The organism is Streptomyces sp. NPDC111507 (assembly GCF_055638955.1).
In genome coordinates this window covers 155291-169640 of the sequence record NZ_JBVKBU010000008.1, presented here as the reverse complement: position 1 = coordinate 169640, position 14350 = coordinate 155291, and the positions used below count along the sequence as shown (strand labels likewise).

Below are 14350 nucleotides of genomic sequence, written 5' to 3'. Positions count from 1 at the left end.
GCCGTGCGGCATACGGCCTGCGGCCGATGCGGGCAGGACCGGGACGCGCATAGGCTCGGGTCGTGGAACGGAAGACGCGACGGGCCCCGGAGTTGTTCCGGCCGTATTGGCCGGAGGCACTCGTTGCCGTGTCGTTGGCGGTGTGCGGCCTTGCGCCGTGGCATCCGCAGGCGATCTTCTGGGGCGGATTGCCGCTCGCCTTCGCTCTCTTCTGCGTCACCTCCCTGCGCCCGGCCCGCACCGCGCGCATCGCCCTGGCTGCGGCCCTGGCGATGGCGGTGTCCACCGCCCTGCCCAGGTTCGAACACGCCGGGGCCGTGGTGCCCTTCGCTTTGCTCTTCGCCGTCGCCTGGTCGGTGGGGTTCGCGGTCGGTCAGCGGCGCCGGTATCTGCACGCGCTGCTGCGTCAGGAACGCGACCGCGCCGACCACGAGGCGGCAGCGGAACGGCTGCGTATCGCCCGCGAGTTGCACGACGGCATCGCCCACTCGATGAGCGTGATCTCCGTCCAGGCAGGCTTCGGCCGCCTCGTGCTCGACGACCGTCCCCAGGACGCGCGCGGCGCGCTCGAGGCGATTGAGACCACCGGCCGGGAGACCCTCGTCGAACTGCGCCGCATGCTCGGTGTGCTGCGTGACGACACGGACGACGCAGACCTGGCCCCTGCCGCGCACCTCGCGGACCTGAACCGTCTCGCCGAACGGACCCGGCGCGCCGGCCTGCGGATCGACCTCGCCGTCACGGGGCACGCCAGGCCTCTGCCTCCAGGGCTGGAAGCAGCCGCGTACCGGATCGTCCAGGAGGCGGTGACCAATGTGGTGAAGCACGCCGACGCGAGCACCGCGCACGTCACTGTCGCGTACGGATCCGGCGAGCTGACCCTCACCGTGATCGACGACGGCAGCGTCCGGCCGGCCCTGGGCCGTACCGGGCGCGGGCTGCTCGGGATGCGTGAGCGCGTCGCCCTCTACGGCGGCACCCTGCAGGCGGGGCCGGCCGCGGCCGGCGGCTTCCGCGTACAGGCGCGCATCCCCGTAGACGGGCCACAGCTCACGGCCACGGCGCGGGAGCGTCCGTGACCATCCGGGTTCTGGTCGCTGACGACCAGCAGCTGATCCGTGTCGGCCTGGCCGGAATCGTGGACACCGCCCCCGACCTCAAGACGATCGGCAGCGTCGGAACAGGCAGGGATGCGGTCGCAGCCGCCACCGAACACCGGCCTGACGTCGTCCTGATGGATGTGCGGATGCCTGAGATGGACGGCATCGAAGCCACCCGCCGCATCACCACCGCCGGCCACGCCCGTGTCCTGATGCTCACCACCTTCGACCTGGACGAGTACATCTTCGGCGCGCTGCGCGCCGGGGCCAGCGGCTTTCTCCTGAAGGACGCACCGCCCCATGACCTGCTGACCGCCGTTCGCACCATTGCTCAGGGCGAGGCGCTGCTTGCGCCGCGCATCACCAAGCGGCTCATCGCGGCATACGTCAACGGGCTGGCACAGCCACCGGACAGTCAGGAATCGCCGCGTCTGCCCGAGGCCGTCACCACCCGGGAACGCGAAGTGCTGCTGCTCGTCGCCGAAGGACTCACCAATGCCGAGATCGCCGAGCGGCTGTACATCGGCGCGGGCACGGTGAAGACCCACGTCGCCCGGCTGCTGACCAAGCTCGACGCCCGCGACCGCGTCCAACTCGTCATCCACGCTTACCGGAGCGGACTCACCGGCTAGGCCGCCGGCCCTCGACCGGCCCCGAAAGGCCAAGACCGCGAGACGCGATGCCGTGACGCGCATGAGAGACAAGCCTTCAACACACAGGTCCTTCACGACGGAACTGGATGTTCCGATTGAGGGCCTACAGCGCCCTCGACACCATCCGTCTGCACCAGCACGTCGTGGCGGCAGGGACGCTCCACACCCTCACGATGACGACGGAGGTGTGTGAGGAGCTGGGGCCGCCGACCGCGCCCCGGGAGGTGACGCCGGGCCTGCGTCCGGTGATGGAGACAGCGGGAGTCGACCTGGCGCTGACCGACTGGTCCTCCACCCGTCGTCAGCAGATTTGAACAGGCGCTGCAGGGCATCACCGACAAGTACGTCGACAACCACGGGCGGCTGCCCGGCGAGCGGGGCCGCCACGGACTTGGGTGGTGGGCGGTACGGGACACCCGCGCGGAGAAGAGGAACCCGAAGCCGCTCCGGGAGCCGCGTGTGGTGGCGTATCTCCGCTCTGCTGAACTTCGGGCACCTGATGGTTGACGGACTGTTGGAGCGGTCCGAGCAGCTGGTGCGGCGATCCGGGAGCGGGTGGGGCCGCTGGTGGTCACCGCGCTCGCCGCCGTCGGCGTTGCCGTCGTCGTCTGCACCGTGCGCCGCGCCTTCGCCCGCCGCCATGCCTGCATGAGGGTGTGACGCCGTCTGACAGGTGTTGCGATGCCCTGCCGCTTGTCGACCCCGGGGGAGCCGCCAGGGGCGGGCACAGGCCCGTTTCGTGTACTGGTCCGGAGTGCAGATGCGAGCGAGCAGTCGATGAGCGCCGCCCGCACCTCGGCCTCCTCCAAGAACCGCGCCTCCTCGAGCGCGGCGAGCACCGCGTAGATCTGGGTCTCGTCGGCCTCCGCCGAGTAGCACCCCGATGCCGTGCGGTGGGGCGCTCCACTCGTTGAGGCTGTCTCGTCGTCCTCCTACGACCGCCGGCGGCTGGTCCAGATGACGCTGCGGTCTTCGCGTTCGACGTCGGATCCGACGGGGTCTTCTCCGCCGCGCTCAGCCGTGACGCTTCGGCACAGCACGAACCCTGATCCGCTTCTGGACCGAAGGACGACAGGCAGATGGAGCTCTCTGCCGGACGGGCTGATTCCAGAGAAACGGAGAATCTCTTCAGCCTCGGTCTCGCTCGCGGAGCAGAGCTCAATCGACTTGTAGTGCTGGACCAACTGCATGGCACTCACACCTTCGAAAAGCAGGTCCAGGCAAGCGGTGTCGACGCTGTCGGGAACTGCCCGAAGGAGCAGCTGAGAATGTCCGATCCCGTAACGTCAGACTCTGAAGGTTCGATCGGATTTGAACATGACGGCCACGCGTCAACTCGAACAAGGCGTCCGCCCGTCGTGACAGACATCCGTACCAGCCCGTGCGGAAGCGAATCAGTTTCGTTCGACTCTGGCGGGCGGTCTCACTCCCGAGCGCACTGACAGCGACGGCCATCGTGGCCTCCCCGGTCTTCACCTACCTGGAGAGTCCCGAGATGGCCGTTCCATGTCTCGCCATCGCGCAAGAAGCAGCACACCACCACAGCACATGGACAAAAGCGAAGCTAAGGACTCCTGACAAGAGTGGTGGGCTTGACCTGGTCAGATGTTGGTGTCGTGCACGAAGCCGCTGGGTAGCGGACGCGGTCAGCCGCGTAATCGCACGCGATAAATCCGGCGACGTCGGCGGTCATCCCCGGGATACTGGTCGTCCATGGATGAGGTCAAGGTCGTCGTCGCCCATTCCGAGCGCGCGACCCTGCGTGTGGGCGACGTGTTCCTGAAGGTGGACGCCGATCAGGCGCGCATCGATGTCGAGGTCGAGGCGATGGCCCTGTCGCCGGTCCCGACCCCGGAGGTCCTGTGGCGCAAGCCGCCCGTGCTCGCGATCGCCGCGGTCCCGGGGACTGCGCTCGGCTGCCTCGGCGAGCCGTCGACCGCGTCGTCGGCGGCATGGGCCGCGGCGGGGGCCGCCATCCGGAAGTTGCACGACGCGCCGCTGCCGCCCAGGCTGGGCCGGGCCGGCCGGGGCCTCGACGAGTGGTCGGCGGATCTCGACGGCGAGTGCGAGTGGCTCGTGACGAACGGTGTCCTGCCCGCCGACCTGGTCACCCGCAACCGCCAGGTCGCCGAGGCCGCGCTCCGGCCGTGGACTCCGGTGTTCACGCACGGTGACCTGCAGATCACTCACGTGTTCGTCGACGGCGACGAGATCACTGGCATCATCGACTGGTCCGAGGCCGGTCAGGGTGATGCCCTGTTCGATCTCGCCATCTTGACGCTCGGACACGAGGAGCACCTCGGTGACGTCGTCGCTGGCTATGGCGCCGACGTCGACCTCGATGTGATCCGTGCGTGGTGGTCGTTGCGCAGCCTGCTGGTGGTTCGCTGGCTGGTCGGGCACGGCTTCGACCCGTTCGCGTTCGCGCCGGGCTGTGAGGTCGACGTGCTGAGATCCCGGCTGTGAGGCTGCGCGGGCCCGACTGCCGGGCGTGTGTTCTGACGCATCGAGCGGGCCATCTCCTGGGGTGCATCACCTGCCTTTACTCCTGACATAGCGCGGTGCGCAGTCGTCGCCGGCAGATGACGGCGCAGCCGGGGGTGACGAACGCGTGGTCGATGTCGTCGCGGATCTCCCAGCGGGTGCGCAGGCGGCGGAACCAGTGCAGCAGCGCGATCGCTCCTTCCACGGCCCAGTGGTACACGCCCAGGCCGGAGCTGTGCCCGGTGCGGCGCAGGGCGATGTGCGGGGTGATCTGGAACCGGCGGACTTTGTCCCGGCAGACCTCGTGGTCATCGCCGCGGTCGGCATAACAGGTGCTTGGGGCGGCGCAGTGGCTGGCCGCGCTTGCCGCGGATCGGCGGGACGGCCTGGATCAGCAGGATCGGTTGGGTGACATCGTTGCGGTTGCCGCCGGTCAGCGTCGTGGCCAGCGGGATGCCGTGCGCCTCGACGATCACGTGGTGCTTGCTGCCGGCCTTGCCCCGGTCCACCGCGGACGGACCGGTGACCGGCCTGCTGGCTCGCACCCCCTCGGCCGGCATCAACGAGAACTGACACACCGTCATCCCCGGAGATCCAGAAGCGTAGTGCGCCGCAACACCTCGTCGGCGGCAGGCTCCGCCCCGGCCCTATGTTGCCGAGATGATCAAACCTATTGAATTGGTGATATTCGATTGCGACGGGGTGCTGGTCGACAGTGAGCGCATCGCTGTAGGTGTCCAGGTTGCCCTCGGCGCCACCTTGGGATGGCCGCTCACGTCGGAAGAGGTGATCACCCGGTTCATCGGGCGCTCGCACGCCGACATCAGCGCGCAGGTCGCCGTCCAGCTGGGCGAGGAGGCAGCGGCAGTCTGGTCGAAGCAGTTCGAGGAACTCCACCGCGAGGCCGTGGATTGCGAACTCGTCCCCGTCGAAGGGATATCTGAGGCGCTCAGAAGCATCACCCTGCCGACCTGCGTGGCTTCCAGCGGCTCACACGACAAGATGAGGCACACCTTGGGACGCACCGGACCCTACGAACACTTCGCGGGCCGGATCTTCAGCGCCACCGAGGTCGGCCGCGGCAAACCCGCTCCGGACCTCTTCCTGCACGCCGCGCAGCAAATGGGTGTCGATCCGGCAGATTGCGCGGTAATCGAGGACAGTCGGCCCGGCGTCCAGGCAGCCCGCGCTGCGGGTAAGCGGGCCTTCGGCTACGCCGGTGGACTCACCCCGGCCGAGCAGCTTGAAGGCCCGGACACCATCGTCTTCCACGACATGGGTGAGCTGTCCGCCCGGCTCGGCGAACAGTGACCTCCCGTCAGTCCTCGATCACCACCATGGCGGTGGGCGAGGGCTGCGAACTGTGTACCGGCATGGTTCTCGAGAAGGGTGAACGACTTTCGTATGCAGCGCGGTTGCGGCTTGCCCGCCTCGTGGCCGCGTCCCACACCTGGTACGTGCCGAGCGCCAGCCGCGGCGGTCACCGGTGACCTGCCCGGACGCAGGCGGCCTGACCGCTCACCAGTTCACCCACTACGTCGGCCGCATCGGGCACGGCAAGGCCGGCTGCGGTCGCCAGATCGGCCAGGGTCCACCAGCCGCCTTCGAGCAGACGGCGCAGCAGCGCTGCGGTGGCCGAGACTGAATTCGACGCACGCCTCGGGCTTGGGGTCTCCGACCACTTCGTCCGGTGCCATGAGCCGAAGCCCGATGCGTGCGCTGTCGTTCGTCACCCGCACGATCGCCCTGCGCGCTCAGTCCTTGTAGTCGGGTGCGATTCGCTCGACCAGCCGGAGCAGTGCCGCCCAGGCAAGGTCGTACGCCTTGTCGTCCTGGAGGTCGGAACTGTTGTCCTCGCCTGCCAGTTGGCGTGCGGTGAGTTCGCAGATGTCGGGGTGGGGGGTGACGAGTTTGGTGCCGGCGGCCGTGGCCGCGGTCTGTATCTCGCATGCCTTGTCGAGGTAGTGCATGCGCAGGAAAGCTTGGGGAGGGGTCTCGCCGACGGTGAGCAGGCCGTGGTTGCGCAGGATCATCGCCGGGTGGCTGCCGAGGTCGGTGACGAGTCGCTGCTGTTCGGCGAGGTTGAGGGCGACGCCCTCGTAGTCGTGGTAACCGAGTCTGCCGTAGAACTCCATGGAGATCTGGTTGAGCGGGAGCAGGCCGTCCTCCTGGGCGGCGACGGCGCAGCCGGCCTTGGTGTGGGTGTGCAGGACGCAGTGGGCGTCGGGGCGGGCCGCGTGGATGGCGCTGTGGATGACGAGGCCGGCGGGGTTGACGGGGTAGGGCGTGTCCTCGACGGGGTGGCCGGTGAGGTCGATCTTGACGAGGCTGGAGGCGGTGATTTCCTCGAAGAGCAGGCCGTAGGGATTGATGAGGAAGTGGTGCTCCGGTCCCGGGAGCCGGACGGAGATGTGCGTGAAGATCAGGTCAGTCATCCGGAAGTGCGCCACGAGGCGGTAGACGGCGGCGAGCTCGCGGCGCAGCCGCAGCTCCTCGTCGGGGGCGGCCTTGGCGTTCTGGTCGGCGCGGAGCGTCGGATCGGTCACAGGGTGGCTCCTTCGGCGGTGGGGGTGACAACCGGTGTGAGGGGGCGCCCGGTGCGGTGCCAGGCGATGACGTTCTCGGCGGGACGTTCGACGTAGGCCCGTCGTGAGGCGTCGGACAGGAAGGCGCTGTGCGGGGAGAGCAGCAGGTGGGGATGGGTGCGCAGGGGATCGTCCTCGGCAGGGGGTTCTACGGGGAGGACGTCGAGGGCTGCCCCGGCGAGATGGCCGGAATCGAGGGCCTCCAGGAGCGCGGAGTGGTCGACCAGGCCACCGCGTGCGACGTTGACCAGGAAACTGCCGACCGGCATGCGTTCGAGCTGCGCGCGGCCGATGAGGTGGCGCGTGGCGTCGTTGAGCGGGGCGTGCAGGGAGAGCACGTCGCTGCGCTCCAGCAGCGTTTCGAGGTCGGTCCGTTCAACCGCGGTGGGCCAGTGTCGCGGTCCGCACAGCGGGTCGTAGGCGGCGACGCGGCCGAAGATCGGTACAGCCAGTTCAGCGAGTTTCGCGGCGATGCGGCCCATGCCCACCAGGCCGAGGGTCAACTCGCCGGCCCGGCGGGGCAGCCGGGGCAGGTCGGTGGTCCAGCCGCCACGGCGCACCACGGCATCGGCCTGCGGGAGTTCGCGCACCAGTGACAGGGCGGAGGCAAGCGCGTGGACGGCGACCTCCTCGGTAGCGGCGTCGGGCAGGTTGCACACCCACAGGCCCCGCGCGCGTGCCGCGTCGGCGTCGACCATGTCGTAACCGGCCGAGAGCGTGGCCAGGATGCGGAGATGGGGGAGACGGCCGAGAAGGGCGCCGTCGATGCGGGCGTACCCGACGAGGAGGGCGACCGCGTCCGAGGCCGCTCGGGCGATGACCTCCGGATCGGTGCTGTCGGCGATCCGTACCTCGAAGCCCGCTTCGGTCAGCAACGCCACCCCGGGGGCCGGATCGAGATCGTCGAGGTCGGTGAAGACGGCCAGCGGGCCGGTCATGCGATGCTCCTTCGCGCAAGGGCGGCTGATAGGACGTCAGGCCGCGGCGGTGGCGTGGGCCGCGGGTGTGTCGGTCGGCCGGCCTGCGAGACGGCGACGCCAGACCTCGACGATCGCTTCCTCGGTCGGCTTGGTGACGAGGCTGACGGTCAGGTAGGCGACGAGGCTGGCGAGCAGGCCGTAGTAGATCGGTTCGTTGGCGAGGAGTCCGTCGATCGCCATGAAGGTGATCACTGCGGTGCCGCCCGCGATCATCGCGCCCATGGCGCCGGGCAGGTTTCCGCGCTTCCAGACCAGGCCGCCGAGGATGGGGACGAGCAGGCCGCCGACCAGCAGGTTGTAGGCGACGGTGAGGGCCGTGAGCACGTCGCCCAGCAGGCAGGCGATGACCATGGACGTCACGCCGAGGATGGCGATGGCGACCCGGTTGGAGTTGACTTCGTCGTGGTCCTGCGGGCCGGTGGGAGCCTCGTGGCGGGTGCGGGGGCGCAGCCGGGCCCAGATGTCGTTGTTGGCGACGGTGGCGGAGGCGATCAGGGCGCCGCTGGCGGTGGACATCATCGCGGACAGGGCGGCGGCCAGGACCAGGCCCTTGATTCCGGTGGGCAGGGTGTGCTTGACGATGGTGGCGAATGCCTGGTCGGCGGCGGCCAGGTGGGGATAGAGCGCCTTGGTGGCCATGCCGATGGTGGCTCCGGCCAGGGCGTAGACGAGGCAGTAGACGCCGGCGACGGTGCCGCCCCAGGCGGCGACCTTGTCGGTGCGGGCGGTGAAGACCCGCTGCCAGATGTCCTGCCCGATGAGCATTCCGAAGGTGTAGATCAGTACGAAGGTGAAGATGGTCTGTCCGCCGATGGAAGTCGGGGAGAGGTAGCCATGTGGGAGGCGGTCGGCCATGGCGGAGAAGCCGCCGGCCTTGACCACCGCGATGGGCAGCAGCAGGACGAGGACGCCGATGCTCTTGACCACGAACTGGACCATGTCGGTGAGCGTGATGGACCACATGCCGCCGAGCGCCGAGTAGCCCACGACGATCGTGCCGCCGATGACGACCGCGACCCAGCGCGGGACGTCGAACAGGACGTCGAAGACGCTGGCGTAGGCGATGGTGGAGGTCACGGCCAGCATGAGCGTGTAGATCCACATGACGATGCCGGAGATGACGCGGGCGGCGTCGCCGTAGCGCAGGGAGAGCATCTCGGCGACGGTGTACACGCGCAGCCGGGCGATCCGGGCGGAGAAGAAGACGCTCAGGGCCAGCAGGCCGAGTCCGATGGAGAACACCATGGCGGCGCCGGAGATGCCGTAGGTGTAGCCCAGGCGTACGCCGCCGATGGTGGAGGCGCCGCCGAGGACGACGGCGGCCATCGTGCCGGTGTACATGAGGGGACCCAGGCGTCTTCCGGCGACCAGGAAGTCGCTCTTGGACGCGGCGCGTTTCCTGCCCCACCAGCCGACGCCGATGATGCCCAGCAGGTATCCGGCCATGACGAGATAGTCGACGGTCAACAGGTCCTCCGATTCGCTGCGGCCGGCGCCTGATGCGCGAAGCCGTCAAAAGGGCTGCTCGAGGGGAGCGCAGCGGCTGCGTGCCATGCGGGTAGGCCGGTGGCGCAGCGCTGAGGAGAAGAGAGAGGGGAGGTGATGTGCACGGGGGCAAGGGCCGGGGTGGTGCCCTGCTGGTGACACGACCGTAGCTACCGGTCGTCCTGTTGCTGAAGTACCGGTTTTATCCAATATGGATTCAACTGTTGGATGAATCCGGCACTCCCGCGTGGTGCCACCGGACTGGGAGGATGCCTCCTCATGACCGAGACCGAGCAGCCGTCCATTCCCCTCAGCGTGCTGCTTGCCGACCCCGAACTGGGACTGCGCCAGATCGCCGGACCGGCCGAGGTCCGCCGTATCAGCACGGTCGGCACCACGGAGATCGAGGACCCCACGCCCTACCTCGTCGGTGGCGAACTCCTCCTGACCGCAGGGGTTCGCCTCCCGCGCGACGCGGACGGCATCGACACCTACGTGCGGCGTGTCGTCGCCGCCGGGGTTGCCGCGCTCGGGTTCGGCGTCGCTCCCCTGCACGAGGAAGTTCCGCCCGAACTCGTCGCCGCCTGTGACCGCCACGGGCTGCCGCTGCTACGGCTGCCGCCTGCCACACCGTTCGTCGCGGTCGGACAGGCCACGTACGCGGCGATCGCCGAAGCCCGCAACCGTGAACTGAGGGACACCTCCAAGGCACAGTCGGCCCTCGCCTCCGCCGCCGCCCGTCCGGATGCGCTCCAGGCCGTACTCACCCAGCTCAGCGCCCATACCGGGGCCTGGGCAGCGCTCTTCGACGCCCAGGGAAACGAACTGTTCAGCGCCGGTCCTCGCCCTCCGGCTCCCACACCGCGGCTCGTGCGCGACCTCGCCGTACGCACCACCGCCCGCACCCACCGACGTCACGGCGCGGGCCGACCAGCTCCTGCGGCAGCGGCGTATCACCACGGCGGTGTCCACCTGACCGTCCACACCCTGCCCGGCGCGGACGGCACCACCACACCGCTGGCACTCGGCCAGGCCACCACCACGGCCCCGACCCTGGTCCACCACCAGGTGACTGGTACGGCGACCGTCCTGCTGGCCCTGCTCACCAGCCCGCGGCACGCCCTGGGCACCGACACCCGCAGCGTCGGCGCGCTGGTGAGGCTCATGCTCGGGGCCACCCCCGCCGAAGTCGCGCCCGCCCTGGCCCCCGCCGACCGCACGATCGGCGACCACTGGATCGTGGTCCACGGCCGGCACCTCCCCGCCGGCTCCCCGCCGGCACTGCCGAGCGGCGACGATCCGGCCCAGCTCGCGACATTGGGCACCGCGCTGGGCACGCCGTACCTGTACATCGACGGCCCCAGTCTGAGAGCACTGATCCCCAGCGGACCGGACACCCGGCCCAGCGCCCCCGCGCAGGCCGCCGACCTCGGATGGGTCCTCGGCTTCAGCCCGCCCGCATCCGCCCCCGACCTGCCACAAGCCGAGCGGCAGGCCGAACGCGCCCTGCAGCGCGCGATCGCCGCCGAGACCCCCGTCGTCGTGCACTCCCCGGACGCGCTCAGCATGCATGCGATCGTTGCGCCTGCCGACGCACAAGAACTCGCCCGGACCCGCTTCGCCCCGCTGGACCGGGTGGGTGCGCCGGGCGCCACCGTCCTCTTGGACACCCTGCGGACCTGGCTGAACCTGCACGGCAGCTGGGACCGCACCGCCGCAGCTCTGCAGGTCCACCGCAACACCGTGCGCCACCGCCTCACGCGGGTCGCCGAACTCCTCGACGTCGACCTGCAGGACCCTGGGGTTCGCATGGAACTCTGGTTCGCCCTGTACTGGCTGCCTGACGAGCAGGCCGACGAGCATGGCAGACACCCTTGACCGGCAACGAGACGCGACCCGCCGACGCTGCGCCCGCTTTCGCAGCGCAGAGTCGTTCCACTGGTCGAGGAGGTCTTCGACCGCCTCGGGACCGGGTTTCGGGCGAACAGGTCAGTCGCTGCGGACCGTGGCCACCGACGAGCCCGGCCCCGGACGGTAACCGCTGTCGGCACTGGTGGCGGGTACGGCGAAGGCCGCCCCCCGACGGGGGCGGCCTGGCAGCGATGGGTGGGCCGGCCGACGGGATGACGTAGTCGCGGGCGAAGCGTGTGCCGATGTGGGCCGGCCTCGTGGAGGTACCCGGCGATCGCACGGTCGCCTTCGAGACCCATGACGACATGGATGCGGGCGAAGCCGTTGCGGATCTCGTCAGGGGGCGGTGTCGAGCGCCTTCAGGCAGGGCGCCGTCTGGCTGGAGCGCAGCGGCATGTAGACCTCCTGTCCGCCGACCACCTGCTGGCCCTGCTTGCTGAGGATGAACCGGAGCAGTTCCTCCAGGACCGGGTCCAGCGGTTTGCCGGGGCGCTTGTTGACATTGAGGTAGGTGACTCGGCTGAGCGGGTACACGGCCGCCGCGACACTCTCGTACGTGGGAGCGTAGGCCGGGTCGTCGGTGTGATCGCTGAGCGAGATGACCTTGACCGCCTGGTCGACATAGGCCATACCGGTGTAGCCGATGGCATAGGGGTCGTCCGCGACATCCTTGGCGATCGGGAAGACGGTCTTCTCCCAGCGAACCGCGGGGTCGGCGGGCGTGGAGCCGTCGGCTGCCCCGGGGCGCCACTGGCCACGCCTGCCGTCGTGACTGAGCACCCGTTGGCGGACGAACTCCTCGAATCCGTTCCACGGCTGCAGGCCGACGATATGGACCGGTTTGTCGGCCCACTCCCCGGTCGCACCGAGGTCTCCCCAGGTGGTGACGGCGGCGCCGCCCCGGTTACGGGTGGTGGACAGGGCGGCGTCGAGCTGGTCGAAGGAGAGCTTGTCGATCGGATTCTTCTTGTTGACGATGAATCCGACAGAGTCGAGGAAGGCGTAGTGCCGGTAGGAGCCGCCGGAGATGTGGATGCTCAGCGGGTCGTATCCGAAGGCTTCGTGGAACCGCTCCTCGAACTCCTTGATCCATCTCTTGGAGAGGTCGGCGAGGACGTCAGAGGCTCCGCACCGGTAGTCGCCTCGCAGGGAGTTCTTCGGCTTGGCTTGATACGTCCCCAGCGTGGAGTCGAGTGTTGGCTGGAGGAGCTCCGGGGTGGGCAGGGGCCGCCCGTGTTCCTTGTTGTACGCGTCCTGTTCGGGTGTCTGCGCCGTCAGGGACTTCTGCGGCGCCATGGCCCAAGTGGTCAGGTTCTACGCGGTGTTGTTTGTTGTCCGCCAGGCTGGTGAGGGTTCCGGCCGTCGCGAGCGCGGTGGTCAGGGCCAGGGCCGTCAGTACACGAGTCGTTACGTTTCACCAAGGTCTCCCAGGTGGTGGTCCGGAGAGCGCATGACACGGAAGACGTTGTTCCAGGCGGTCTCCGCGCACGTACCGTGGTTCTGGCGGAACACTGGGGCGGGCCACCGGGGCGAGCCACAGGCGCTGCGAATAACGCCTGATTGATCGCTCTTCTGCTTGTTCTGCTCGGGGAGTGCCTTGGGTTGTGATCAGCATCGGGTTCTGGGTCCCGGTCTCGATCCTGCAGGACTGCCGAGGGCAGTCGTGTGCAACTGAACTGACCGATGAGCAGTGGGAGTTCGTCGATCCACCCCTGTCGGCAGGTGGATTCGGCCCGTATCCCGAACGGCTGCGGGGGCATTTCGCGGGGGCGCGAGTACGACGAGCAGAGTCGAACGGCGCCGCGAGCGCCGCCGTGGTCAGGTCCAGCGCCGCGCCGCTTCGCCCGCCTGGCCCAGGTCACTGGCCCATGGCGAAAGGTGATCGTGCAGCCGGGGCGGCAGGGAGGTGGTGCCGCCGGAGCCGGCCCGGGTGGTGATCAACTGTTCGGCTCGCAGGATCTGGTAGCCCGCTGCCACGGTGCCCCTCGCAAGCCCGGGCTCGCCGGCGGGGAGGCGTTCGGCAGGAAGCCGCACCCCCAGCGGCAGTCGGCCGTCGCGGATCGCTCTTTCCACGGCATCGGCCAACTGCTTGGCGAGCGGGCCGTCGCCGATGCGCCAGTCACCGAGCAGGCGGGGGAACTCCGACGCCGGGACGTACCGCGCAGTGCGATTCATGTAGTCCGCTATACCGGGATTGGCCCATGACCGGGCGGCCGGTTCCGCCTAGCGTCGAGCCGTAACCAGCCACCATTGCACCGGCCACGGGAATTCACATGCCTCTGAGCTATCGACATGTCGATGTGTTTGCCGCCAAGGCGTTCACCGGCAACAGCCTCGCCGTCTTTCCCGAGAACCCGGGCCTGTCCTCCGAGCAGATGCTCGCGATCACCCAGGAGCTCCGGCACTTCGAGGCGATCTTCCTGAGCGGCTCGGGCGAGGCGGGAGAGGTCGTGGCCCGGGTCTTCGACCTCTTCGAGGAGCTGGACTTCGCCGGGCACCCCGTCCTTGGCGCGGCAGCCGTCCTGCACGAGCGCGCCGGGGATTCCGGCATGCGGCGCTGGCGGTTGCACCTGCCCGACAAGACCGTCGCGGTGACCACCCGCCGTACCGCTGCCGGGTACCACGCGGAGCTGGACCAGGGGAAGCCGGAGTTCCTCGCGACTGTGCCGGCGCAGAGCAGGCCGGAGGTCGCCGAGGCCCTGTGCCTGTCCGAGCAGGCACTCGCCGATCTTCCCCTGGAAGTCGTCTCCACCGGACTGCGCTACCTCGTCGTCCCGGTGGTGGGAGGTCTGGCCGAGGCCAAGATCGTCCGCAGCGATTTCGCGCACCTGATCGCGCGTCACGGTGCGCAGTTCGCCTACCTGGTCGACGTCGACGTCCTGGAAGGCCGCCACTGGAACAACGACGGCGTCCTGGAGGACGTTGCGACCGGCAGCGCGGCCGGCTGCGTCGGCGCCTATCTGGCCAAGCACCACATCGTGCCCGTCGAGGAGGAATTCGTGCTGCGGCAGGGTCGCTTCACCGGCCGCCCGAGTCTGCTCACCGTCCTCCCACAGGGACGTCCCGAAGACCTGCGCAGCGTCCGGGTCGGCGGCGAAGTGACCATGGTGGCCCGGGGAACCCTGGACACCCTGCCCGAATGAGGACCTCTC

13 protein-coding genes and 1 pseudogene are annotated in these 14350 nt (G+C 69.2%); 8 read left to right on the top strand and 6 right to left on the bottom strand.

Annotation, left to right across the window (positions count from 1 at the left end):
- The first annotated feature begins 62 nt into the window (after nucleotides 1-62).
- The 4 genes from ACZ7M2_RS30135 (at nucleotide 63) to ACZ7M2_RS30120 (ending at nucleotide 4219) form a co-directional block, all read left to right on the top strand.
- Nucleotides 63-1079 carry a sensor histidine kinase gene (locus ACZ7M2_RS30135; protein WP_471597954.1) on the top strand — a complete coding sequence of 339 codons (1017 nt, stop codon included), beginning with the start codon at nucleotides 63-65 and terminating at the stop codon, nucleotides 1077-1079.
- Nucleotides 1076-1732, top strand: coding sequence for a response regulator (locus ACZ7M2_RS30130; RefSeq protein ID WP_471597953.1), 657 nt, complete (start codon nucleotides 1076-1078; stop codon nucleotides 1730-1732). The genes ACZ7M2_RS30135 and ACZ7M2_RS30130 overlap by 4 nt, the downstream gene beginning before the upstream one ends.
- Nucleotides 1733-1839: 107 nt before the next feature.
- The gene (locus ACZ7M2_RS30125) at nucleotides 1840-2067 is read left to right on the top strand and encodes a hypothetical protein (protein WP_471597952.1); all 228 of its coding nucleotides are present in this window, start codon (nucleotides 1840-1842) and stop codon (nucleotides 2065-2067) included.
- A 1399-nt stretch (nucleotides 2068-3466) separates the two neighbouring features.
- Nucleotides 3467-4219, top strand: coding sequence for a phosphotransferase family protein (locus tag ACZ7M2_RS30120; protein WP_471597951.1), 753 nt, complete (start codon nucleotides 3467-3469; stop codon nucleotides 4217-4219).
- A 76-nt stretch (nucleotides 4220-4295) separates the two neighbouring features.
- Here the strand turns inward: ACZ7M2_RS30120 and ACZ7M2_RS30115 are convergent.
- Nucleotides 4296-4758, bottom strand: a pseudogene (locus tag ACZ7M2_RS30115) (transposase); the annotation flags it as partial.
- A 139-nt stretch (nucleotides 4759-4897) separates the two neighbouring features.
- Between ACZ7M2_RS30115 and ACZ7M2_RS30110 the strand changes: the two are divergent.
- The gene (locus ACZ7M2_RS30110; RefSeq protein ID WP_471597950.1) at nucleotides 4898-5548 is read left to right on the top strand and encodes an HAD family hydrolase; all 651 of its coding nucleotides are present in this window, start codon (nucleotides 4898-4900) and stop codon (nucleotides 5546-5548) included.
- A 175-nt stretch (nucleotides 5549-5723) separates the two neighbouring features.
- Complete coding sequence (locus tag ACZ7M2_RS30105) at nucleotides 5724-5882, top strand: hypothetical protein (RefSeq protein ID WP_471597949.1); 159 nt, start codon at nucleotides 5724-5726, stop codon at nucleotides 5880-5882.
- 109 nt (nucleotides 5883-5991) lie between these two features.
- On the opposite strand, the gene ACZ7M2_RS30100 is transcribed toward ACZ7M2_RS30105, so the two are convergent.
- Genes ACZ7M2_RS30100 through ACZ7M2_RS30090 form a run of 3 tightly spaced genes read right to left on the bottom strand, consistent with a single transcriptional unit; the run spans nucleotide 5992 to nucleotide 9269 of the window.
- Complete coding sequence (locus tag ACZ7M2_RS30100; RefSeq protein ID WP_471597948.1) at nucleotides 5992-6783, bottom strand: class II aldolase/adducin family protein; 792 nt, start codon at nucleotides 6781-6783, stop codon at nucleotides 5992-5994.
- Nucleotides 6780-7760 carry a C-terminal binding protein gene (locus ACZ7M2_RS30095; protein WP_471597947.1) on the bottom strand — a complete coding sequence of 327 codons (981 nt, stop codon included), beginning with the start codon at nucleotides 7758-7760 and terminating at the stop codon, nucleotides 6780-6782. The genes ACZ7M2_RS30100 and ACZ7M2_RS30095 overlap by 4 nt, the downstream gene beginning before the upstream one ends.
- 36 nt (nucleotides 7761-7796) lie before the next feature.
- The gene (locus tag ACZ7M2_RS30090) at nucleotides 7797-9269 is read right to left on the bottom strand and encodes a sodium:solute symporter family protein (protein ID WP_471597946.1); all 1473 of its coding nucleotides are present in this window, start codon (nucleotides 9267-9269) and stop codon (nucleotides 7797-7799) included.
- A 297-nt stretch (nucleotides 9270-9566) separates the two neighbouring features.
- Here ACZ7M2_RS30090 and ACZ7M2_RS30085 point away from each other — a divergent pair, with 297 nt between their 5' ends.
- Nucleotides 9567-11165, top strand: coding sequence for a PucR family transcriptional regulator (locus ACZ7M2_RS30085; RefSeq protein ID WP_471597945.1), 1599 nt, complete (start codon nucleotides 9567-9569; stop codon nucleotides 11163-11165).
- Between the two features lie 369 nt (nucleotides 11166-11534).
- Here the strand turns inward: ACZ7M2_RS30085 and ACZ7M2_RS30080 are convergent, their stop codons facing one another.
- Complete coding sequence (locus tag ACZ7M2_RS30080) at nucleotides 11535-12494, bottom strand: PstS family phosphate ABC transporter substrate-binding protein (protein WP_471597944.1); 960 nt, start codon at nucleotides 12492-12494, stop codon at nucleotides 11535-11537.
- Nucleotides 12495-13016: 522 nt separating this feature from the next.
- Entirely contained in the window at nucleotides 13017-13373 is a 357-nt protein-coding gene (locus ACZ7M2_RS30075) for a GntR family transcriptional regulator (protein WP_471597943.1), read from the bottom strand.
- A 98-nt stretch (nucleotides 13374-13471) separates the two neighbouring features.
- Here ACZ7M2_RS30075 and ACZ7M2_RS30070 point away from each other — a divergent pair, with 98 nt between their 5' ends.
- Nucleotides 13472-14341 carry a PhzF family phenazine biosynthesis protein gene (locus ACZ7M2_RS30070; RefSeq protein ID WP_471597942.1) on the top strand — a complete coding sequence of 290 codons (870 nt, stop codon included), beginning with the start codon at nucleotides 13472-13474 and terminating at the stop codon, nucleotides 14339-14341.
- Nucleotides 14342-14350: the final 9 nt, after the last annotated feature.

Excerpts from the sequence above, each read along its gene's own strand:
- ACZ7M2_RS30125 (WP_471597952.1), top strand. The coding sequence starts at position 1,840 with ATGTTCCGATTGAGGGCCTACAGCGCCCTCGACACCATCCGTCTGCAC.
- ACZ7M2_RS30120 (WP_471597951.1), top strand. The coding sequence starts at position 3,467 with ATGGATGAGGTCAAGGTCGTCGTCGCCCATTCCGAGCGCGCGACCCTG.
- ACZ7M2_RS30110 (WP_471597950.1), top strand. The coding sequence starts at position 4,898 with ATGATCAAACCTATTGAATTGGTGATATTCGATTGCGACGGGGTGCTG.
- ACZ7M2_RS30095 (WP_471597947.1), bottom strand. The coding sequence starts at position 7,760 with ATGACCGGCCCGCTGGCCGTCTTCACCGACCTCGACGATCTCGATCCG.
- ACZ7M2_RS30085 (WP_471597945.1), top strand. The coding sequence starts at position 9,567 with ATGACCGAGACCGAGCAGCCGTCCATTCCCCTCAGCGTGCTGCTTGCC.
- ACZ7M2_RS30080 (WP_471597944.1), bottom strand. The coding sequence starts at position 12,494 with ATGGCGCCGCAGAAGTCCCTGACGGCGCAGACACCCGAACAGGACGCG.
- ACZ7M2_RS30075 (WP_471597943.1), bottom strand. The coding sequence starts at position 13,373 with ATGAATCGCACTGCGCGGTACGTCCCGGCGTCGGAGTTCCCCCGCCTG.
- ACZ7M2_RS30070 (WP_471597942.1), top strand. The coding sequence starts at position 13,472 with ATGCCTCTGAGCTATCGACATGTCGATGTGTTTGCCGCCAAGGCGTTC.